The 21,421-nt window shown below is 72.5% G+C and carries 20 protein-coding genes; 11 read left to right on the forward strand and 9 right to left on the reverse strand.

From position 1 onward, the window contains the following. Positions 1–31 precede the first annotated feature (31 nt). From K7B10_RS18945 to K7B10_RS40875, 4 genes are all read left to right on the forward strand, one after another. Complete coding sequence (locus tag K7B10_RS18945) at positions 32–670, forward strand: hypothetical protein (RefSeq protein ID WP_229337380.1); 639 nt, start codon at positions 32–34, stop codon at positions 668–670. Between the two features lie 21 nt (positions 671–691). Beyond that, the gene (cseB, locus tag K7B10_RS18950; protein ID WP_229337382.1) at positions 692–1,405 is read left to right on the forward strand and encodes a two-component system response regulator CseB; all 714 of its coding nucleotides are present in this window, start codon (positions 692–694) and stop codon (positions 1,403–1,405) included. Next, on the forward strand, positions 1,402–2,718 hold the full coding sequence (cseC, locus tag K7B10_RS18955; RefSeq protein ID WP_229337384.1) for a two-component system sensor histidine kinase CseC: 1,317 nt from the start codon (positions 1,402–1,404) through the stop codon (positions 2,716–2,718). The genes cseB and cseC overlap by 4 nt, the downstream gene beginning before the upstream one ends. A 123-nt stretch (positions 2,719–2,841) precedes the next feature. Further along, positions 2,842–4,053 carry a LamG-like jellyroll fold domain-containing protein gene (locus tag K7B10_RS40875; protein ID WP_267501421.1) on the forward strand — a complete coding sequence of 404 codons (1,212 nt, stop codon included), beginning with the start codon at positions 2,842–2,844 and terminating at the stop codon, positions 4,051–4,053. Positions 4,054–4,089: 36 nt separating this feature from the next. On the opposite strand, the gene K7B10_RS18970 is transcribed toward K7B10_RS40875, so the two are convergent. Beyond that, positions 4,090–4,719 (reverse strand): M23 family metallopeptidase, encoded by a 630-nt coding sequence (locus tag K7B10_RS18970; protein ID WP_229337386.1) that lies wholly within the window; start codon positions 4,717–4,719, stop codon positions 4,090–4,092. A gap of 353 nt (positions 4,720–5,072) precedes the next feature. Here K7B10_RS18970 and K7B10_RS18975 point away from each other — a divergent pair, with 353 nt between their 5' ends. Further along, positions 5,073–8,087 carry an NACHT domain-containing protein gene (locus tag K7B10_RS18975; protein ID WP_229337388.1) on the forward strand — a complete coding sequence of 1,005 codons (3,015 nt, stop codon included), beginning with the start codon at positions 5,073–5,075 and terminating at the stop codon, positions 8,085–8,087. 72 nt (positions 8,088–8,159) lie between these two features. Here K7B10_RS18975 and K7B10_RS18980 read toward each other — a convergent pair whose 3' ends face one another. Beyond that, positions 8,160–10,685 carry an ATP-dependent Clp protease ATP-binding subunit gene (locus K7B10_RS18980; protein ID WP_030867894.1) on the reverse strand — a complete coding sequence of 842 codons (2,526 nt, stop codon included), beginning with the start codon at positions 10,683–10,685 and terminating at the stop codon, positions 8,160–8,162. A 450-nt stretch (positions 10,686–11,135) separates the two neighbouring features. Between K7B10_RS18980 and K7B10_RS18985 the strand changes: the two genes are divergently transcribed. Beyond that, complete coding sequence (locus K7B10_RS18985; RefSeq protein WP_229337390.1) at positions 11,136–11,783, forward strand: SCO3374 family protein; 648 nt, start codon at positions 11,136–11,138, stop codon at positions 11,781–11,783. Here K7B10_RS18985 and K7B10_RS18990 read toward each other — a convergent pair. From K7B10_RS18990 to K7B10_RS19020, 7 genes are all read right to left on the reverse strand, one after another. Next, positions 11,762–12,100, reverse strand: a complete 339-nt coding sequence (locus K7B10_RS18990; RefSeq protein ID WP_030158476.1) for a histone-like nucleoid-structuring protein Lsr2 — start codon at positions 12,098–12,100, stop codon at positions 11,762–11,764. The genes K7B10_RS18985 and K7B10_RS18990 overlap by 22 nt on opposite strands. A gap of 166 nt (positions 12,101–12,266) precedes the next feature. Next, positions 12,267–12,797 (reverse strand): amino-acid N-acetyltransferase, encoded by a 531-nt coding sequence (locus tag K7B10_RS18995; RefSeq protein WP_229337392.1) that lies wholly within the window; start codon positions 12,795–12,797, stop codon positions 12,267–12,269. Positions 12,798–12,806: 9 nt separating this feature from the next. Continuing rightward, positions 12,807–13,286 carry a BlaI/MecI/CopY family transcriptional regulator gene (locus K7B10_RS19000; protein WP_229337394.1) on the reverse strand — a complete coding sequence of 160 codons (480 nt, stop codon included), beginning with the start codon at positions 13,284–13,286 and terminating at the stop codon, positions 12,807–12,809. Positions 13,287–13,425: 139 nt separating this feature from the next. Next, positions 13,426–13,599 (reverse strand): hypothetical protein, encoded by a 174-nt coding sequence (locus tag K7B10_RS19005; RefSeq protein ID WP_229337396.1) that lies wholly within the window; start codon positions 13,597–13,599, stop codon positions 13,426–13,428. 13 nt (positions 13,600–13,612) lie between these two features. Next, positions 13,613–14,272 (reverse strand): hypothetical protein, encoded by a 660-nt coding sequence (locus K7B10_RS19010; RefSeq protein ID WP_229337399.1) that lies wholly within the window; start codon positions 14,270–14,272, stop codon positions 13,613–13,615. 65 nt (positions 14,273–14,337) lie between these two features. Beyond that, positions 14,338–14,523 carry a DUF397 domain-containing protein gene (locus K7B10_RS19015; RefSeq protein WP_030867911.1) on the reverse strand — a complete coding sequence of 62 codons (186 nt, stop codon included), beginning with the start codon at positions 14,521–14,523 and terminating at the stop codon, positions 14,338–14,340. 198 nt (positions 14,524–14,721) lie between these two features. After that, entirely contained in the window at positions 14,722–15,837 is a 1,116-nt protein-coding gene (locus K7B10_RS19020) for a threonine aldolase family protein (protein WP_229337401.1), read from the reverse strand. A 98-nt stretch (positions 15,838–15,935) separates the two neighbouring features. Between K7B10_RS19020 and K7B10_RS19025 the strand changes: the two genes are divergently transcribed. Genes K7B10_RS19025 through K7B10_RS19045 form a run of 5 tightly spaced genes read left to right on the forward strand, consistent with a single transcriptional unit; the run spans position 15,936 to position 21,376 of the window. After that, the gene (locus K7B10_RS19025; RefSeq protein WP_229337403.1) at positions 15,936–16,841 is read left to right on the forward strand and encodes a Rossmann-like and DUF2520 domain-containing protein; all 906 of its coding nucleotides are present in this window, start codon (positions 15,936–15,938) and stop codon (positions 16,839–16,841) included. Then, entirely contained in the window at positions 16,838–17,839 is a 1,002-nt protein-coding gene (gene panC, locus K7B10_RS19030) for a pantoate--beta-alanine ligase (protein WP_229337405.1), read from the forward strand. Before K7B10_RS19025 ends, panC begins: the two co-directional genes overlap by 4 nt. Continuing rightward, the gene (locus K7B10_RS19035) at positions 17,836–19,569 is read left to right on the forward strand and encodes an L-aspartate oxidase (protein WP_229337407.1); all 1,734 of its coding nucleotides are present in this window, start codon (positions 17,836–17,838) and stop codon (positions 19,567–19,569) included. The genes panC and K7B10_RS19035 overlap by 4 nt, the downstream gene beginning before the upstream one ends. 41 nt (positions 19,570–19,610) lie before the next feature. Further along, positions 19,611–20,567 carry a carboxylating nicotinate-nucleotide diphosphorylase gene (gene nadC / locus K7B10_RS19040; protein ID WP_267502147.1) on the forward strand — a complete coding sequence of 319 codons (957 nt, stop codon included), beginning with the start codon at positions 19,611–19,613 and terminating at the stop codon, positions 20,565–20,567. Further along, positions 20,567–21,376, forward strand: coding sequence for a type III pantothenate kinase (locus K7B10_RS19045; RefSeq protein WP_229337411.1), 810 nt, complete (start codon positions 20,567–20,569; stop codon positions 21,374–21,376). Before nadC ends, K7B10_RS19045 begins: the two co-directional genes overlap by 1 nt. The last annotated feature ends 45 nt before the right edge of the window (positions 21,377–21,421 follow it).

Genomic DNA, 21,421 nt, shown 5'->3' on the forward strand with positions numbered 1-21,421 from the left:
ATCCCTGAGGGGCACGAGTTCGCTGGTACTGATGTCGGCGGGGACGGTCGTCCTCGCCGGCACTGTGCTGTTCGCGGCCGGATGCAGCGCCGGCGGGACCGGCCTGCGCGACGGCGGGCCCGCCCACACCGACCCCGTGTCCAAGACCGGCTCGCCTACGGCCACGCCGCCCGATCACGTCCCGGCCACGACCGGCGCGTCGGGCAAGCCCTCGAAGAAGGTCGACCCGGTCGCGCTGCTGCAGGCGGACCCGAAGGTCAGCGCCGACGTCAAGCGGGACCTCAAGCCCTGCACCGGCAAGGAGTACCCGATCGACGTGAGCTACGGGAAGGTCACCGGGAACTCGGTCGTCGACATCGTGGTGAACGTGCTGTCCTGCGCCGACGCGCTGGGGCGGGGCTCGTACGTGTACCGGTCCGAGGGCGGGACGTACGAGAATGTGTTCTCGGACGAGCAGCCGCCCGTCTACGCGGAGATCGACCGGGGCGACCTGGTGGTCACCAAACCGGTGTACGGCAAGAGCGACGCGCTCGCGTACCCGTCCGGCGAGGACGTGATCACGTACCGCTGGGACGGGGAGAAGTTCACCGAGCAGGACCGGGTGCACACCGACTACAGCAACGTCGACGGCGGGGCCCAGCCCGCCCCCGCGGTCACCCAGAAGAACTAGCAGCGAGGCGAGGCTCCCCGCATGGCCGAGACCCATGTCCTGTTCGTGGAGGACGACGACGTCATCCGTGAGGCCACGACCCTGGCGCTGGAACGCGACGGGTTCGTGGTCACCGCCATGCCCGACGGCCTGTCCGGCCTGGAGTCCTTCCGGGCCGACCGCCCGGACATCGCCCTGCTCGACGTGATGGTGCCCGGCATGGACGGCGTGAGCCTGTGCCGCCGGATCCGCGACGAGTCCACCGTCCCGGTGATCATGCTCTCGGCGCGGGCCGACTCCATCGACGTGGTCCTGGGCCTGGAGGCGGGCGCCGACGACTACGTCACCAAGCCGTTCGACGGTTCGGTCCTGGTCGCCCGCATCCGCGCGGTGCTGCGCCGCTTCGGCCACGCCGGCGGCCCGCAGAACGGCCGGCCGGGAGCCAACGACGAGGACGGGTCCGAGGAGCGCGGGGTCCTGCTCTTCGGCGACCTGGAGGTCGACACCGAGGGCATGGAGGTCCGCAAGGCCGGTGCCCCGGTGGCGCTGACGCCGACCGAGATGCGGCTGCTGCTGGAATTCTCCTCCGCGCCCGGCACCGTTCTCTCGCGCGACCGCCTGCTGGAGCGGGTGTGGGACTACGACTGGGGCGGCGACACCCGCGTCGTGGACGTCCACGTCCAGCGGCTGCGCACCAAGATCGGGCAGGACCGCATCGAAACGGTCCGGGGATTCGGATACAAGCTCAAGGCATGAGGCGCTTCACCCTCCGTACGGGGATCCGCTGGAAGATCACGCTCGCCATCGCCGCCGTCGGTGCGCTCGTCGCCGTGGCACTGAGCCTGGTCGTGCACAGTGCTGCCCGCGTGTCGATGCTGGAGAGCGCCCGCGAGGCCCAGCTCGCCAACGTGAACGTCATCGCCCGCTTCGTCGAGGCCGGGCGCAAGCCGGTCCTGGGGGCGAAGATCAACGACCCCGAACTGCCCGTCGCGCTGCGCGAGAAGGCGCGGTCGGGGCGGCGCGGGACGTACGTCCAGGAGTCGCGCAAGAACGTGCCCGTGGTGTGGGCCGCGGTGCCGCTCGGGAACGGGCAGGTGCTGTCGCTGCACAACGAGTTCAAGGAGAGCGCCAACATGGTGCGCGACCTGGACCGGGCCCTGGTCGTCGGGTCGATCTCCGTCGTGGTCGCGGGCGCCGCGCTCGGCGTGCTCATCGGGGGCCAGATCTCGCGCCGGCTGCGCAAGGCCGCGGCCGCGGCGCAGCGGGTGGCGCACGGGGACCCCGACGTACGGGTGCGGGACGCGGTCGGGGGTGTCGTACGGGACGAGACCGACGACCTGGCGCGGGCCGTCGACGCCATGGCGGACGCGCTCCAGCAGCGGCTGGAGGCCGAGCGGCGGGTGACCGCGGACATCGCGCACGAGCTGCGCACCCCGGTGACGGGCCTGCTCACGGCGGCGGAACTGCTGCCTCCGGGGCGGCCGACGGAGCTGGTGCGGGACCGGGCGCAGGCGATGCGGGCGCTGGTCGAGGACGTACTGGAGGTGGCCCGGCTGGACAGCGCGTCCGAGCGGGCTGAGCTGCAGGACGTGGCGCTGGGCGAGTTCGTGAGCCGGCGGGTGACCGCGCTGATGCCGGAGGCGTCGGTACGGGTGGTGGCGGACGAGATCGTCAGCACCGACCCGCGGCGGCTGGAGCGGATCCTGGGCAACCTGCTGGCGAACGCGGCGCGGTACGGGCAGGCGCCGGTCCAGGTCGACATCGAGGGCCGGGTCGTACGGGTCCGGGACCACGGGCCGGGCTTCCCGGAGGCGCTGCTGCGCGAGGGGCCGAGCCGGTTCCGCACCGGGTCGACGGACCGGGCGGGCGTCGGGCACGGGCTGGGCCTGACCATCGCGGAGGGGCAGGCGCGGGTGCTGGGCGCCCGGCTGACGTTCCGCAACGTGGCGGCCCCCGGCGGGGTGGACCGCGAGGGCGCGGCGGCGGGCGCGGTGGCGGTGCTGTGGCTGCCGGAGCACGCGCCGACGGCGACCGGGAGCTTCCCGACCATCAAGCTGTCGGGGGCGTAGGGACGTTGGAGCGGTCCGGGGGCGCGGCGGCCCGGCCGAGCCGGTCGCGGAGCGGAGTCGGACCACGACCGGACCCGGACCGGGCCGTACGGATGTGCGGGCCGGTGTTTTAGCATCCCTGGCATGACCGACGGTGTGAATCCCCCCAGCAACCCGCAACCCCAGCCCGCCCCCGGGGACGGGGGCTACGGGTTCCCGCCGGTCCCGCCGGCCCCCGCGGCCGGCTACGGCTACCCGCCCGGTGCGCCGGCCCCCGCCTCCGGCTACGGCTATCCGCCCGGTGCGCCGGCACAGGGCGGCGGTGGTTTCGGCCCGGCCCCGCAGCAGTGGGCCCAGGGACTCCCGGACATGGGCGCGCCCACGCCGCCCGGCGCTCCGGGCGGTCCCGGGTTCCCCGGAGCCCCCGGGCCGTTCGCGCCGCAGTCGGACCAGCCGGACTGGGAGGCCATGGCCGACCGCTCTGCGGCCGAGAGGCGCAGGAAGCGGCTGTGGATGATCGGCGGCGCGGTGACCGTACTGGCGCTGCTCGCCGGCGGTGGAACGTTCCTGCTCATGGGGGGCGACGACAAGGGCGGGAACGAGGCGGTGGACGACAAGGAGTCCCCGACCGTATCGGCCTCGCCCTCCCCCAGCGGGTCGAAGAGCAAGGCGCCGGTCGACAACACCCCGACCGTCAAGGACGACCCGACGCAGATCCGGGACCGCAGCGGAAAGGCTCCGCTGAAGATGGGCCCCGACACCGGGGTCTTCCCGATCGACAAGCGCTTCGAGGTCCGCACGAAGGGCAACGAGAACTCGTACGCCGAGTCCGAGAAGCGCGTGGTGGACACGGCCAAGAGCTTCACCGTCTCGGCCCGCGTCTGGGCCCGGGCGGCGAAGGGGCGCCAGATCGCCGTCAGCCAGGGCAACGAGAAGTCCTTCTCGTTCGAGCTGGGCCTGGACCAGGTGAACGGCAAGCCCGCATGGGTCTTCCGCGTCCAGACCGGCGACCAGGGGGCCGAGGCGACCGCCGTGACCGTCACCGGCGAGAGCCCGAAGATGGAGAAGACCTTCTCCACCCTGACCGGGACCTACGACGCCGAACGCAAGCAGATCGCGCTCTACGTCAACGGCAAGAAGACCGGCGAGGCCCCCGTCCCCGGGGTCTTCCAGGCGCAGGGGCCGCTGGAGCTGGCCCGCTCCCGCCACGAGGACAAGTGGACCGCGCCGTGGAACGGGGCGATGGAGAGCGTTCAGACGTACGCCTCGGTGCTGTCGCCCGCCCAGATCGACACCCTCAAGCCGGGCCGGGTCGACGCGAAGACGAAGCCGACGGGCTCCTGGCTCCTCTACTGACCCCGGTCAGCGGGAGCCCGGAAGGGACCGGAGGGGTCAGACGGTGACGCCGGCGTTGCGCAGGAACGCGACCGGGTTCACGGCCGAGCCGTAGTTCGGGGTGGTGCGGATCTCGAAGTGGAGGTGCGGGCCGCTGGAGTTGCCGGTGTTGCCGGACAGCGCGATCTGCGAGCCCTTGGCGACCTTCTGGCCGATCCGGACCTTGATCTTCGAGAGGTGCGCGTACTGCGAGTACGTGTTGTTCGCGTGCTTGATCACGATGGCGTTGCCGTACGCGGGGCCGTCGCCGCCGCCGTTCGGGCCGGCCTTGACGACGGTGCCGGCGGAGGCGGCCTTGACCGGGGTGCCGACGGGGCAGGCGAAGTCCTGGCCCGAGTGCTTGTGGGACCACATGGTGCCGCCCTTGCCGAAGGTGGCGGAGAGCGTGTAGGTCGACACCGGCTTCTGCCAGGCGACGACGGCCTTGGCGGCCGTGTTGGCGGCGGCCACGGAGGCCTGGGCCTTCGCCTGGGCCGCGACCAGCGCGGCGGTGCCGGTCAGGGCGGTCTCGGGAGCCGTGTCGGCGAAGGCGGCGGTCGTCCCGGCCCCGAGAGCAAGGGCCGCACCGAGAGCGGTGGCGCCGATGGCGATACGGGTACGACGGGTGCTGTTGCGCTTCGCGGACATAAGGAGACCTCCGGGCCGGGGACAAGGGGCGCTTCGGGCAAGAAGCCACCCGGCACGCTGGAGAGCGGATGCCGGGCTTGCCCACCCTTGGTAACCCGTGCCCCGCGGTATCCCCAAACCTCCCGATTACTACCGGGGCTCGTAGGGCCGGAGGGTGTGACGCAACCGGTTGACCGCGCCCCTACTGGGCCGAGGCCCCGCCCCGATGGGGGCAAAACGGACATCCGATCTACGAGACGTCCTCGTAGGTCCGTTTTGCCCTGTGCGGCTTGTCACCGGCGCGGGACCTCCACCGCCCCCCGAAGGACCAAAGCCCTGCAACCGTGCGGACCCCGGAGCTACGCTCACGCGTCGTGGACGCATCGACGGTGGGGATACGACTGGCGTCGGGGATCGCGACTCCCCTGATCAAGAGGCTCTTCCGGGGGGAGGGCGCGGGCGCGGGCCTGGTGGACCGGCCCGTACGGATCTCCTCGTACGTGTCGCTGCGCGAGAAACGCGTCCTGGACGCGGCCGACCTGCGCCGCCTCGCCGAGGGCCTCGTGGACGAGGCGTTGGCGACCTCCGGCGAGCGCCGGATCCCGCCGGGCGAGGAGGCGGGGGTGGCCACGGCTCTGGCGGCGACCCTGCACGCCCTGGGCGACGTGACCCTGAGCGACCTGGAAGCCGTCAGGCTGGGCCCCCGGGCCTTCGCACGCGAGCTGCGCTCGGCGGCACCCGACCCGCTCCTGTCCCGCGACGCCGCGCTCTTCCACGAGGACCTGCTGGAGGCGACCTGCCTCCACATCCTGAACTTCTTCACGCAGCGGTCCACCTTCATCCCCGCCACCCTGGTCCAGCAGACCCGTGACATCGCCGAGCTCATCGCCAAGATCGACGAACTGCTCAACCGGATCCGCCGCCAGGACGCCCGGGACCCGGAGTTCGAGCGCCGGTACCTGGACTACATCGTCCGGCGGCACGGCACGCTGACCATCTTCGGCCTGGACCTGGCCCCCGGTTCGGCCCGCTGGCCGCTCGACGTCGCCTACATCGGCCTCGCCGCGGAGAACGGCCGCACGGGAGTCCCGCCCGGGCCGGCCGACGAGGTGCTGACCCGCCACGAGAGGGTCCTGCTGCGCGGCGAGGCGGGCTCCGGCAAGACCACGCTGATCCAGTGGCTGGCCGTCTCCGCCGCCCGCGGCGAACAGGCCGGACGCATCCCGTACGTCCTCCCCCTGCGCACCCTCACCCGCCACGGGGAGCGGCTGCCGCCGCCCGCGCGCTTCCTCGCGGCCGTCGGCTCCCCCCTGACCGGGGAGCAGCCGCAGGGCTGGGAGGGGCGGGTGCTGCGCGACGGGCGCGCGCTGGTGCTGGTGGACGGCCTGGACGAGATCCCCGAGGCGGAACGGCCCCAGGCCCACCGGTGGCTCGAAGACCTGCTCGCCGCCTACCCGGGCAACCGCTGGCTGGTGACCTCCCGGCCCGCGGCGGTCCGCGGGGACTGGCTCACCGACCAGGATTTCGAGGAGCTGCAGCTCGCCCCCATGAGCCGGGCCGAGGTCGCGGCGTTCGTCGAGCGCTGGCACACGGCCGCCGAGGGCGAGGCGGAGGAGCTGGACCTCCTGCGGGAGCGGCTCCTGCACTCCGTGCACAGCAAGCCGGAGCTGGCACGGCTGGCCACCAACCCCCTGCTGTGCGGGCTCTTCTGCGCCCTGCACCGCGAGCGCCGCGGCTTCCTGCCGTCCGGCCGCAAGGAGCTGTACACGGCCGCCCTGTCGATGCTGCTGCACCGGCGCGACCGCGAGCGGGGGCTGCGGCTGCCCGAGCTCGCCGAGGAGCCGCAGCTCCAGCTGCTGCAGCGGCTCGCGTACTGGCTGATCCGCAACGGCCGTGCCGAGCTCGGGCGCGGCCGGGCCGAAGCCCTGATCGCCGACGCGCTGCCGGCCGTACCGGCCGCTCAGGTGCTCGGCGACGCTCCCGCCGTCCTGCGGCACTTCCTGGAGCGCACCGGTCTGCTGCGGGCCCCCACCGAGGACACGGTCGAGTTCGTCCACCGCACCTTCCAGGACTTCCTGGGAGCGGGGGCGGCGCTGGACGAGGGCGGTCTCGGCGAACTCACCCGGCACGCCGACGACGACCAGTGGGAGGACGTCATCCGCATGGCGGTGGCCCAGGGCCGCCCCCGCGACCGCGCGGCGATCATCCGCGACCTGCTGATCCGCGGCTCGGACCGCTCGGAGCTGCTCGCCTTCGCCTGCCTGGAGTTCGCGACGGAGCTGGAGCCCGAGCTGCGCGAGGACGTGCAGGCGGCGGCGGGCAGGCTCATCCCGCCTGCCACCGACGAGGCCGCGCAGGCACTCGCCCGGGTCGGACCGCTGGTCCTGGAGCTGCTGCCGGGGCCCGAGCTGGTCGGCGACGCCGCCAAGGCCCTGCACACGATCACCGCTGCCGGCCGGGTCGGCTCGGATCAGGCCATCCCCTTCCTGGCGCGGTACGTCGGCCACTCCTCGGCCGCCGTCCGCATGGAGCTGGCCCGGCTCTGGTCCCGCTTCGAGGCCCGCCCGTACGCCGAGCAGGTCATCGCCCGGCTCCCGGCGGAGGACCCGCTGACGGTGCTCTCGGACGAGGCGCTCGACGCGCTCGGCTCCTGCTCACCGCGCCGGCGCCTGACGGTCGCGGGCCCCGTGACGCCCGGGGCGCTCGCCCGGTACCTCGCCCGCGTCCACCCCGAGCGGCTCACCCTGCGCGACAACCCGTCGCTGACCGACCTGCGGTTCCTGCGCGGGCAGGACTCCCTCTCGGCCCTCGTGCTCCAGCGGTGCCCGAAGATCACGGACGTCGACGCTCTGGCCGGGTTGCCCGTCAGGGCGGCGGTCCTGGACCTCTCGGCACCCGCGGTGCGGCTCGGAGGCGTGCTGTCCGGCTGGGACCGGCTGGCCGAGCTCGAAGTCCGCGGGGACCTCTCCTGGTCCCTGGACGACGTGGCGCAGGGGGCGTCCCTGACCCATCTGGACGCCCGGTCCAGGCCGCGTCCCGCGCCCGGGTTGCGCGGGCTCTCCCGCCACAAGCGGATGCGCACCCTCGTGCTCGGAGCCGAGTGGGGGCCCGCGACCGCCGCGGACTGGCGGGAACTGGGCGCCCTGCCCGAGCTGCGCATCCTGGTGCTGGAGGCCGGGGCGCTCGACGAGATGCCGGAAGACCTCCGGTTGTCCTCCGTGGAGGAGCTGGAGCTGGCCCACGTGAGCGGCGACCCGAAGAGGTTCCTCCGCCGGCTGCCCGCTCTCCTGCCCGGCCTGCGGCTGCTGAGCGTACTGCGGAGCTGGGAGCACGCCGACGTGATCGCCGACGGGCTGCGGACCGGCCCGGTCCAGCTGGGATGGCGCTGAGGCACGCCAAAGGGGCGGCCCCGGGACCTTTCGGTTCCGGGGCCGCCCCTTCGTACGGCTGACGCCCGCGCGTTACGCGCCCTTCGACAGGTCCGGGCCGGAGCCCGTGGCCTCGATCGGGGGGAGGTCCGGCAGCGCCGACTTCTCCTCGCCGCGGAAGGTGAACTTGGCCTCTTCGCCGTCACCCTCCTTGCCGACGACCACGATGTGACCGGGACGCAGCTCGCCGAAGAGGATCTTCTCCGACAGGACGTCCTCGATCTCGCGCTGGATGGTCCGGCGCAGCGGCCGGGCACCCAGGATCGGGTCGTAGCCGCGCTTGGCGAGCAGGAGCTTCGCGTCACCGCTCAGCTCGATGCCCATGTCGCGGTCCTTCAGGCGCTCGTCGACCTTGGCGATCATCAGGTCGACGATCTGGATGATGTCTTCCTCGGTGAGCTGGTGGAAGACGACCGTGTCGTCGACACGGTTCAGGAACTCGGGCCGGAAGTGCTGCTTGAGCTCTTCGTTGACCTTCGCCTTCATCCGCTCGTAGCCGGTCTTGGTGTCGCCGACAGCGGCGAAACCGAGGTTGAAGCCCTTCGAGATGTCCCGCGTACCCAGGTTGGTCGTCATGATGATGACCGTGTTCTTGAAGTCCACGACCCGGCCCTGGGAGTCGGTCAGGCGACCGTCCTCCAGGATCTGGAGAAGGGAATTGAAGATATCCGGGTGGGCCTTCTCGACCTCGTCGAAGAGGACGACGGAGAACGGCTTGCGGCGCACCTTCTCGGTGAGCTGGCCGCCCTCTTCGTAGCCCACGTAGCCGGGGGGCGAACCGAAGAGGCGCGAAACCGTGTGCTTCTCGCTGAACTCCGACATGTCGAGGGAGATCAGCGCGTCCTCGTCGCCGAAGAGGAATTCGGCGAGCGTCTTGGAGAGCTCGGTCTTACCGACGCCGGACGGACCGGCGAAGATGAACGAGCCACCCGGGCGCTTCGGGTCCTTCAGACCCGCACGGGTACGGCGGATCGCCTGGGAGAGCGCCTTGATGGCGTCCTTCTGGCCGATGACCCGACGGTGGAGCTCGTCTTCCATGCGGAGCAGTCGCGAGGACTCCTCCTCGGTGAGCTTGAAGACGGGAATGCCGGTCGCGGTCGCGAGGACCTCGGCGATGAGCTCGCCGTCGACCTCGGCGACGACGTCCATGTCGCCGGCCTTCCATTCCTTCTCGCGCTTGGCCTTCGCCGCCAGCAGCTGCTTCTCCTTGTCGCGGAGAGAAGCCGCCTTCTCGAAGTCCTGGGAGTCGATGGCCGACTCCTTGTCGCGGCGCACGCCCGCGATCTTCTCGTCGAACTCGCGGAGGTCCGGCGGCGCGGTCATCCGGCGGATGCGCATCCGGGAGCCGGCCTCGTCGATCAGGTCGATCGCCTTGTCCGGCAGGAAGCGGTCCGAGATGTACCGGTCGGCCAGCGTCGCCGCCTGGACCAGGGCCTCGTCCGTGATGGAGACGCGGTGGTGGGCCTCGTAGCGGTCGCGCAGCCCCTTGAGGATCTCGATCGTGTGGGGGAGGGAAGGCTCCGCCACCTGGATCGGCTGGAAGCGGCGCTCGAGGGCCGCGTCCTTCTCGAGGTGCTTGCGGTACTCGTCCAGCGTCGTGGCACCGATGGTCTGGAGCTCACCACGGGCCAGCATGGGCTTGAGGATGCTGGCGGCGTCGATCGCGCCCTCGGCGGCGCCCGCACCCACGAGGGTGTGGAGCTCGTCGATGAACAGGATGATGTCGCCGCGGGTGCGGATCTCCTTGAGCACCTTCTTCAGGCGCTCCTCGAAGTCACCGCGGTAGCGGGAGCCCGCGACCAGGGCGCCGAGGTCCAGGGTGTAGAGGTGCTTGTCCTTGAGGGTCTCGGGCACCTCGCCCTTGACGATCGCCTGGGCCAGGCCCTCGACGACGGCGGTCTTGCCGACGCCGGGCTCGCCGATGAGGACCGGGTTGTTCTTGGTACGGCGGGACAGGACCTGCATGACCCGCTCGATCTCCTTCTCGCGCCCGATGACCGGGTCGAGCTTGGATTCGCGGGCGGCCTGCGTGAGATTGCGGCCGAACTGGTCCAGGACGAGGGAGGTCGAGGGGGTGCCCTCGGCCGGGCCGCCGGCCGTGGCCGACTCCTTGCCTCCGCCGGAGTACCCGGAGAGCAGCTGGATGACCTGCTGCCGGACTCGGTTGAGATCGGCGCCCAGCTTCACCAGGACCTGGGCGGCGACGCCCTCGCCCTCGCGAATGAGGCCGAGCAGGATGTGCTCGGTGCCGATGTAGTTGTGGCCGAGCTGGAGGGCCTCTCGGAGCGAAAGCTCCAGGACCTTCTTCGCCCGCGGGGTGAAGGGGATGTGGCCGGACGGGGCCTGCTGCCCCTGACCGATGATCTCCTCAACCTGCTGGCGAACAGCCTCGAGCGAAATCCCGAGGCTCTCCAGGGCCTTAGCGGCGACACCCTCACCCTCGTGGATCAAGCCCAGGAGGATGTGCTCGGTGCCGATGTAGTTGTGGTTGAGCATCCGGGCTTCTTCCTGAGCCAGGACGACAACCCGCCGCGCGCGGTCGGTGAACCTCTCGAACATCGTTTATCGCTCCTCAGAGCGGTCGGGCAGTTCGGGGTCGGTCCCCGCCCTGTCCTTCCGCATGCTAGTCCCGCGGGGCGGGACAGCTCATTCCAACTGCCGACATCCGTCCGCGATCACCCCCACGTCAGTGGGGAAAACCGGCTTCAACAGCCGACAACTGCTCCAACCCGATGGTGCGAGACGATGTTCCCGCAGGCCAGGCAGATACCCGTCACACGTGTACGCCGATGGCGAACGGAAGCCGCCCAAATCAGCGTGTCGCCCCGATCCACTAGGAATGTCTTACCCGTAAGGACTGACACTCCATGCCGGTGGCACCGGTTCCCTCCGCTACGGGCGAACACGATTGCGTCCCGAATGTGGGACTGCACCTCGACGGATGTTTACGTTCCGCATTGAGGCCGCCGCGTAGCGTAACTCCGGCGTCCCTCCGGAGTTGCTCCGGTCATGGCCGCCACCGTTCCACCGCCCCGCGTCGCTCCCGAGGATCCGCCCGCGGATCCGCCCAGGGACGCGTACGCGTCCTGGTACGAGGAGGTGCTCGGCTGGCCCGTCGCCGGCGGACCGCCCGCCCGGCTGGTCACCGGGGTGCTGTTCGACGTGCTGGAGCTGCCGGCCGATGCCGGGGAGCGGCTGCTGCGCGGGCCGGTCGCCACGGGTCCGGTGGCGCTCTCGGGGCTCAGGATGCGCTTCCTGGTGGCCGCGGGGAGTGCGGACGAGCTGGAGGGGCTGCTCGACTGGCTGGAGTGGGGCGGGGTCGCCCTGGACCTCCGTGCGCTGGGCGCCGACGGCCGGATCTCGGCCCCGGTGCCGCCGGGACACCCCCAGGGAAGTCCCCGGGGGGCCGCCGTGTGGCTGCGACCCCCCGAGCAGGGGTGTGAGGCACTTCTGCCCTCCCTGCCCGGTCCGGGGCAGGGCGCCGGTCCCCGGCACGGTGGTGCCGGACCCGATCTCGTACGCCTGGTCGCGGCGGCGGCGACGGAATGCCACCGTGCGCGCCTGTGGCGGCGTACGCCCCCGCGGGCCCCTTCCCTCGGCAGCCCGCGGGCCCTGAGGGAACGAGAGGCCGAGGGTCAGCCCTTGGCGTTCTCGTAGGCCTCGCGGATTTCCTGCGGAACGCGCCCGCGGTCGTTGACGCTCATCCCCTGGGCCTTGGCCCACGCGCGGATCTCGGCGGTGTCCGGGTTCCCGGACGTCGCGGCCGTACGCGCCTTGGCGCGACCGCCCGAGGCGCGGCCACCGGTGCGGCGGGCGCCCTTGACGTAGTCGGCGAGCGCGGAGCGCAGCTTCTCCGCGTTGGCGGTGGTGAGGTCGATCTCGTAGGTCTTGCCATCCAGAGCGAACGTCACGGTCTCGTCCGCCTCGCCACCGTCGAGGTCGTCGACAAGAAGGACCTGAACCTTCTGTGCCACCGGGATTTCCTTTCATCGAAAAGCAGTACAGCGGAAAGGAAACCGCTTTTCCCTGGAAAACACAAACCCCCAGGGAGAGGTTCGAGACCGCAACGCGGCGGGAAACGTGCGCGATTCGGACATAGGCCACAGGTGCGCGGAGCACGGGAAAAGCCCCCGTGATCGTTCAGAGGTGCAGAAGCATCCGACTGTTGCCCAAGGTGTTCGGCTTCACTCGTTCGAGACCCAGGAACTCGGCGACACCCTCGTCATAGGAACGCAGGAGCTCCATGTAGACATCCGTCTCGACCGGCGTCTCGCCGATCTCGACGAAGCCGTGCTTCGCGAAGAAGTCCACTTCGAAGGTCAGGCAGAAAACCTTGGCGACGCCGAGGGTCCGCGCGGTGTCCAACAACTGCCGCAGCAGCTGATGGCCGACTCCGGCGCCCTTCAACTCGCGGTCCACCGCGAGAGTGCGCACTTCGGCCAGGTCTTCCCACATGACGTGGAGAGCGCCGCAGCCGACCACCCGGCCGTCCCGGCCACCTTCCGCGATCCAGAACTCCTGGATGTCCTCGTAAAGAACCACCGGGGCTTTGTCGAGGAGGATCCGCTGCTGCACGTACTGGTCGAGGAGGCGGCGCAGCGCGGGAACATCGCCGGTGCGGGCACGGCGGATCGTCACTGTTTTTGCGTGTTCAGCGGAAAACTCACCCATGCCCGGACGCTATCGCCCGGGCTCGGTCCCGCGCCCGGCGGAGTCCCCTTCGGCGGGAGGGGGTTCGGAGGGCGTCCCGGCGGGGGACGGGGCCGGGGACTCGGCGGGCGGCTCCGCGGCCGACCCGTCGTCGTAGCCGACGATGCGGAAGGCGTCGCGCAGGGCGTCGCGCTGTTCCGCGGACATCATGCCGAAGAAGGCCACGAGGGCGGCCGCGGGGTTGTCGCTCGTCGACCAGGCTTCGTTCATCAGTGCGGCCGAGTAGGCGGCACGGGTGGAGACCGCGGTATATCGATAGGCGCGGCCTTCGGCTTCCCGGCGGACCCAGCCCTTCTGATGGAGATTGTCCATAACGGTCATCACCGTGGTGTACGCGATGGACCGTTCCTGCTGGAGGTCTTCCAGAACTTCACGAACAGTGACCGGGCGGTTCCACTGCCACACCCGCGTCATGACCGCGTCTTCGAGTTCTCCCAAGGGGCGAGGCACAACAGCACGATAGTGCGGAATGTGCGGAATTGCCCGGCTATTCGGAAGGCAACGCGCCGCAAGAATGCGGTGGCACCGCGTTACGCGGCAGTGCCGCGCGAGGGCGGTACCCGGGGAGAGGGAGGGAAGGCCGGGCGGACTACTGGCCGGGCTGCGCCTGCTTGGCGGCCTCGGCGCGGGCGATCACGGCGTCGACGGCCGCGTCTTCCTTGGCCTTGTTGGCGCCGCCCTGGCTCTTCACGATCGTCACGACGAGCGCGATGAAGAATCCGGCCATCACTACGGGGGGCACGAGCGCGGAGACGTAGTCCATGCCCCCAGCGTAGCTACCCGGCCGCGAGCCCGGCCGCCGGGGGCGGGGTGGGCTTGCGGCGCGGCGGGAACACCTCGCCGGGGGTCGGGATGGGCCGCTCGGACGGGCGTTCGGACGGGCGCTCGGGGTGCGGCGGCCCCTTGGGCTCCGGCGCGGGCCGGGCGGGCTCCTCCCTGCCGTCCTTGCCGTCCTTCGCCGCCCTGCCCTCCCGGGTGTCCTTGCCCCCGGACAGCGCCAGCAGGCGGGTCCGGGGCTGCGGGGTCGTGGACAGCCTCCGGCGTACGGAGCGCTCCGCGATGCCCTGGCAGCGCTCCAGCAGCGCCGCCGCGACCGCGTTGGCCCGCAGCGCGCGCAGGGCGGCCAGATCGTCGGGCGCGGGCTCGTACCCCGCGGCCAGGGCGTCCTGGAGCAGCTCCAGGTAGCCGGAGAGGCTGCCGGGCAGGGCGCCGCGGTAGCGGGCCAGGTCGGCGAGGAGGAACTCTCTGAGCCGCCCCGCCTCCCGGACCGCTTCGTCCACCGACTGCGCGAGGCGCAGACAGTCCTGGACCTCGGAGGTCGTCAGGGGGGCGGGGGCCGTGGAGGACTGGAGGGCGTGGGCGAGCGTTCGCCTGAGCACGTGCAGCTCGGCGGCGCTGAACGCCATGCCGCCGCGGGATCCGTAGGGCGTGGGCATGGCCCGAAGATACGCGCTAATCGGACAAAATCCCCTGAGCGGCATGATTCCGGGCGCGCCGACCTCTATCCGTCCGCCTTGACGGCGTCAAGGAAGTCGGCCCAGGCGGACTGGGTCGTGGCCAGAACCAGGTGCGCGGGGTCGGCCCGGTCGGCCACGCGCACGAGGTGACCGGGGGCCGCGGAGACGTAGACGCAGTTGTCTCCTTCGCCGCAGTACGTGGACTTCTGCCAGTCGGGGTGAGCGGTCATGGTGTCTCCTCCGGGGGACGGCTCCGTTGCTTTCCCGTGCAGGGAAGGTAACCGGGAGGCGGCGCCTGACCGATGACTTCGGCGGAAATCGGTGCGCCGTCGTTGCAGTGGCGGAACCATTCGCGCACCTGCGGCTCCGTTGCCGGGGCGGCGGGAAGCGGGGCGCGGGCCCGTCCGGCGGGGCTGCCGGCGGCCCCGTCAGAGGCGGGCCGTGAAGGCCCGCGCCGCCTCGTGGACCTCCTCGCGGGTCCAGGTCAGGCCCGGAGCGGTGACCGTCAGTTCCGTCACCGACACCCCCGGGACCGGCGCCGGCGACCAGCGGCGGAAGAGGACCGCGCCCGTTTCCTCCGCCAGCCGGACCCCGGCCTCCGTCAGCCGGTCCGCCCCGTACGGCAGCCAGACCTGGAACTGGTGCGTGTGCGGGGTCTCCGGGTTGATCCGGAACCACGGGACCGGGCCGTCGGCCAGCGCCTCCGCCAGGGCCCCCGCCACCATGCGGGCCTGGGCCACGTACGACGGCAGGCGCGGGAGCTCCCCGTCCAGGCCGGCCAGCGCGGAGAGGGCCTGCGGGAACTGGCGGAACACCTGGCCCCCGTACCGGTGGCGCCAGACCCGCGCCTCCGCGACCAGGGAGGAGGAGCCCGCCAGGGCCGCCCCGCTGAGGCCGCCGAGCGACTTGTAGAACGAGACGTACACCGAGTCCGCGAGCCCCGCGATCTCCTCCAGCGGCCGCCCGAAGTGCACGGTCGACTCCCACAGCCGGGCCCCGTCGAAGTGGACCACCGCGTCCCGTTCGCGGGCCGCGCCGACCAGCGCCTCCAGCTCCTCCCAGGACGGCAGCAGGAACCCGGCGTCGCGCAGCGGGAGCTCCAGCATCAGCGTGCCGAACGGCTCCGCGAGGTCCGCGACCTCCTCGGCCGTCGGCTGGCGCGGGTCCGTCGTCGGGTGCACCGTCCGCAGGCCCGAGACCAGCGACAGCGCGCCGCCCTCCCACAGCTCCGGATGACTCATCGGGTGCAGGGCGACCACCGGGTTCCCGGTCCGCCCCGCCCAGCAGCGCAGCGCGATCTGCTGGGCCATCGTCCCCGACGGGAAGAACGCCGCGTCTTCCATGCCGAGCAGCTCCGCCACCCGCCGCTCCAGCCGGGCCACCACCCCGTCCCCGTACAGGTCGGCCGGCTCGTCGGGATCCGGCGCGGCCAGCCCCGCCAGCAGCTCCGCGACCGTCGCCTCGCGCGCGCCCGGCGAGAGCGTCCGATCCGCCGTACGCCCCGCCGCCAGCAGCCGCTTCGTCAGATCATCGTCATCCGTCATGCCTCCGATCATCGCCGACCGGCCAACACGCCCAGGGGCTAGCATGGCGACGTATCGTCCGGTACCCCCCGCGGACTGGAACGGAAGGCCCTCCCCGCGTGAACTCATCCCAGCAACCGCGCCCCGCCCGGCTCACCGTCGGCGTCGTCGGCGCAGGCCGGGTCGGCCCCGCGCTGGCCCGTGCGCTCCAGCAGGCCGGACACCGGCCGGTCGCCGTCTCCGGCGTCTCCGAGGCCTCCCGCCGGCGCGCCGCGCGGATGCTTCCCGACGTGCCGCTCGTACCGCCCGCGCAGGTGCTGGAGCTGGCCGACCTGGTGCTGCTGACCGTGCCCGACGACGCGCTGCCGGCGCTCGTCGAGGGGCTCGCCGAGACCGGTGCGATCCGGCCCGGCCAGCTCCTCGTCCACACCTCCGGGCGGTACGGGACCGCCGTGCTGGACCCGGCCCGGCGCGCGGGCGCGCTCCCGCTGGCCCTGCACCCCGCGATGACCTTCACCGGCACCGAGGTCGACGTCCAGCGGCTCGCCGGCTGCTCGTTCGGCGTCACGGCCCCCGAGGAGCTGCGGCTCGCGGCCGAGGCCCTGGTCATCGAGATGGGCGGGGAGCCCGAGTGGATCGCGGAAGAGAACCGTCCGCTCTACCACGCGGCCCTCGCCCTCGGCGCGAACCACCTGGTCACCCTGGTCGCCCAGGCCATGGAACTGCTGCACAAGGCCGGGGTCGAGCACCCCGACCGGATGCTCGGCCCGCTGCTCGGCGCGGCCCTCGACAACGCCCTGCGCTCGGGCGACGCCGCCCTGACCGGCCCCGTGGCCCGCGGCGACGCCGGTACGGTCGCCGCGCACGTCGCGGAGCTGCGCAAGCACGCCCCGGCCTCGGTCTCCGGCTACCTGGCGATGGCCCGTACGACCGCCGACCGGGCCCTCGCGCACGGCCTCCTCAAGCCCGAACTCGCCGAGGACCTCCTGGGCGTGCTCGCCGATCCCGAGGGTGGGGACCAGTGACCGACCTGCTGCTGATCGACACCGCCGAGGAGCTGCACAAGCTCCCGCGCACCGCCGACGGCCCCCGTGCCGTCGTCATGACCATGGGCGCCCTCCACGAGGGGCACGCCACCTTGATCCGTACGGCCCGCGAGCGGGCCGGGGAGGCGGGCCAGGTCGTGGTGACCGTCTTCGTGAACCCCCTGCAGTTCGGGGCGAACGAGGACCTCGACCGCTACCCCCGCACCCTCGACGCCGACCTGGAGCTCGCCCGCGCGGCCGGCGCCGACGCCGTGTTCGCCCCGGCCGTCGACGAGGTCTACCCCGGCGGCGACCCCCAGGTGCGGATCACCGCCGGCCCGATGGGCGAGCGCCTCGAAGGGGCCACCCGGCCCGGCCACTTCGACGGCATGCTGACCGTCGTCGCCAAGCTGCTCCACCTCACCCGCCCCGACCTGGCCCTCTTCGGCCAGAAGGACGCGCAGCAACTGGCCCTGATCCGGCGGATGGTGACCGACCTGAACTTCCCCGTCGAGGTGGTCGGCGTGACCACCGTCCGCGAGGAGGACGGGCTCGCGCTGTCGTCGCGCAACCGGTACCTCTCCGCCCAGGAGCGCCGCACCGCCCTGGCCCTGTCCCGGGCCCTGTTCGCCGGCCAGGACCGGCTCGCCGCCCAGGCCGCGCTGCGCGCCCGCGCCGAGGCCTCCCCCGCCAGCGACGAGCGGGCCACCGCCCTGGCCCGGCTCGGCGAGATCCGGTGCGCCGCCGACGCGCACGCCGTGTCCGCCGCGGGCACCGGGCTGCCGGACGCCGTGCGGGCCGCCGCCCGGCACGTCCTGGAGGAGGCGGGCCGGCACGATCCGCCGCTGGTGCTGGACTACCTGGCGCTGGTGGATCCGCAGGACTTCACCGACGTCCGCCCCGACTTCACCGGGCAGGCGGTCCTGGCCGTCGCCGCCAAGGTGGGGACGACCCGGCTGATCGACAACATCCCATTGGAGTTCGGAGCACACACGTGAGCACCCCAGGCACAGGCACCGCAGGCACCGGCATACGGCTGCACGCCAACGCCCCCGGCTGGGCCCTCGACGCCGACGTCGTGGTCGTCGGCTCCGGCGTCGCCGGCCTGACCGCCGCACTGCGGTGCGCGGCCGCGGGCCGCCGTACGGTCGTGGTCACCAAGGCCCGGCTCGACGACGGCTCCACCCGCTGGGCGCAGGGCGGCATCGCCGCGGCCCTCGGGGAGGGCGACACCCCCGAACAGCACCTGGACGACACGCTGGTCGCGGGCGCCGGGCTGTGCGACGAGGCCGCCGTACGGCTCCTGGTGACCGAGGGACCGGACGCCGTGCGCCGGCTCATGGACACCGGCGCGGTCTTCGACACCTCCGCCGAGACCGGCGAGATCGAGCTGACCCGCGAGGGCGGCCACCACCGCCGCCGGATCGCGCACGCGGGCGGCGACGCCACCGGCGCGGAGATCTCCCGCGCACTGGTCGAAGCCGTTCAGCGCGCGGGGATCCGTACGGTCGAGAACGCGCTCGTACTGGACCTCCTGCAGGACGCCCGCGGCCGCACGGCCGGGGTCACCCTGCACGTCATGGGCGAGGGCCAGCACGACGGCGTCGGCGCCGTCCACGCGCCCGCCGTGATCCTGGCGACCGGCGGCATGGGTCAGGTCTTCTCGGCCACCACCAACCCGTCGGTGTCCACCGGCGACGGGGTCGCGCTCGCGCTGCGGGCCGGGGCCGAGGTCTCCGACCTGGAGTTCGTCCAGTTCCACCCGACCGTCCTCTTCCTCGGCCCGGACGCCGAGGGCCAGCAGCCGCTGGTCTCGGAGGCCGTCCGCGGCGAGGGCGCGTACCTCGTCGACGCCGACGGGGTGCGCTTCATGCAGGGGCAGCACGAGCTCGCCGAGCTGGCCCCGCGCGACGTCGTCGCCAAGGGCATCATGCGCCGCATGCAGGAGCAGGGCGCGCAGCACATGTACCTGGACGCCCGGCACTTCGGCGCGCAGATGTGGGAGCAGCGCTTCCCGACCATCCTGGCCGCCTGCCGCTCCCACGGCATCGACCCGGTCACCGAGCCCATCCCGGTCGCGCCCGCCGCGCACTACGCCTCCGGCGGCGTACGGACCGACCTGCACGGCCGCACCACCGTCCCCGGCCTGTACGCGTGCGGCGAGGTCGCCTGCACCGGCGTGCACGGCGCGAACCGGCTCGCCTCCAACTCCCTGTTGGAGGGCCTGGTCTTCGCCGAGCGGATCGCCGACGACATCGCGGGCGGCGCGCCCGCCGGCAGCGGCCCCGGCATCCCGGTCCCCGCGACCGGCCCGCTCCAGCCCGCAGAGGCGCGGTACGAGGTCCAGCACATCATGACGGACGGCGCGGGCGTGCTCCGCTCCGCCGAGTCGCTGCGCACGGCGGCCGCCGCCCTGGAGGACCTCTACACGACGGCCCTCACGGCGCTGGAGACGGACGGCAAGACCGCCGTGCCCGGCGTCGAGACGTGGGAGGCCACGAACCTGCTGTGCGTGGCCCGCGTCCTGGTCGCCGCCGCCCTGCGCCGCGAGGAGACCCGCGGCTGCCACTGGCGCGAGGACCACCCCGACCGGGACGACGCCGCCTGGCGCCGCCACCTCGTCGTCCGGCTGTCCGCCACCGAGAGGCGGGCCCTGGTCGTCACCCCCACCGACTCCGCGGGCTTTCCGTCCGTACAGCACCCCCTGAGCCAGGAGCAGTCATCGTGAGCACCCCCGAACAGCACGAGCACGACCACGAGCACGCGGAGCTGCCGCTCCTCGACCAGTCCGCGGGCGGCGGCTGCGGCGACGACTGCGCGTGCGGCGACGGCGAGGAGAGCGGTCTGGACCCGGCGCTCGCCCAGCTGCTGGCCGACGCGGGCCTGGACCCCATCGAGGTCGAGGACATCGCCCACATGGCGATCTCCGAGGACCTGGACGGCGGCGAGGACGTCACCACCGTCGCCACCGTGCCCGAGGACGCCGTGGCCACCGCCGACTTCACGGCGCGCGAGGCGGGCACGGTCGCCGGCCTGCGCGTCGCCGAGGCCGTCCTGTCGGTCGTCTTCACCGACACCTTCCAGGTCGAGCGGCACGTCGAGGACGGCGCGCGCGTCCGGCCCGGCCAGGTGCTGCTGTCGGTCACGGCCCGCACCCGGGACCTGCTGACCGCCGAGCGCAGCGCGCTGAACCTGCTCTGCCTGATGTCCGGCATCGCGACGGCGACCCGCACGTGGGCCGACGAGCTGGAGGGCACCAAGGCGAAGGTCCGCGACACCCGCAAGACCACGCCGGGCCTGCGCTCCCTGGAGAAGTACGCGGTGCGCTGCGGCGGCGGCGTCAACCACCGCATGTCGCTGTCGGACGCCGCGCTGATCAAGGACAACCACGTGATCGCGGCGGGCGGTGTCGCGGAGGCGTTCAAGGCCGTCCGCGAGCAGTTCCCGGACCTGCCGATCGAGGTCGAGGTGGACACCCTGCAGCAGGTCCGCGAGGCCCTGGACGCGGGCGCGGACCTGATCCTGCTCGACAACTTCACGCCGATCGAGACCGAGGAGGCCGTCGCGCTCGTCCACGGCCGCGCGGTGCTGGAGTCCTCGGGCCGGCTGACCATGGCCAACGCCCGTACGTACGCGGAGACGGGCGTCGACTACCTCGCGGTCGGCGGGCTCACGCACTCCTCCCCGATCCTGGACATCGGCCTGGACCTGCGCGAGGAGCGGTAATGCTGCTGACCATCGACGTCGGCAACACCCACACCGTGCTCGGCCTGTTCGACGGCGACGAGATCGTCGAGCACTGGCGCATCTCCACCGACCCCCGCCGCACGGCCGACGAGATGGCCGTCCTGATGCAGGGTCTGATGGGCATGCACCCGATGCTCGGCAGCGAGCTCGGCGACGGCATCCACGGCATCGCGATCTGCTCGACCGTCCCGTCGGTGCTGCACGAGCTGCGCGAGGTGACCCGCCGCTACTACGGCGACGTCCCCGCGGTGCTGGTGGAGCCCGGGATCAAGACGGGCGTGCCGATCCTGATGGACAACCCCAAGGAGGTCGGCGCGGACCGCATCATCAACGCGGTCGCCGCCGTCGAGCTCTACGGCGGCCCGGCGATCGTGGTCGACTTCGGTACGGCGACCACCTTCGACGCCGTGTCCGCGAAGGGCGAGTACGTGGGCGGGGTGATCTCCCCGGGCATCGAGATCTCGATGGAGGCCCTCGGCGTACGGGGCGCCCAGCTCCGCAAGATCGAGCTGGCGCGGCCGCGCAACGTCATCGGCAAGTCCACCGTCGAGGCGATGCAGTCGGGCGTGGTCTACGGCTTCGCCGGGCAGGTCGACGGGGTCGTCACGCGCATGGCCAAGGAGCTGGCCGGCCCGCACGGCGACCCGAGCGACGTCCGGGTGATCGCCACCGGCGGTCTGGCGCCGATGGTCCTCGGCGAGTCCTCGGTCATCGACGACCACGAGCCGTGGCTGACCCTGATCGGGCTGCGCCTGGTCTACGAGCGCAACGCGCCGAACTTCGACTGAGGCGACGCGCCCCGCCGCACTCCCGCCACGCCGCCGCCCGCCCGC

Origin of the sequence: Streptomyces flavotricini (genome assembly GCF_020639365.1) — a bacterium.
In the GTDB taxonomy this organism is placed as follows: Bacteria; Actinomycetota; Actinomycetes; order Streptomycetales; family Streptomycetaceae; genus Streptomyces; species Streptomyces flavotricini.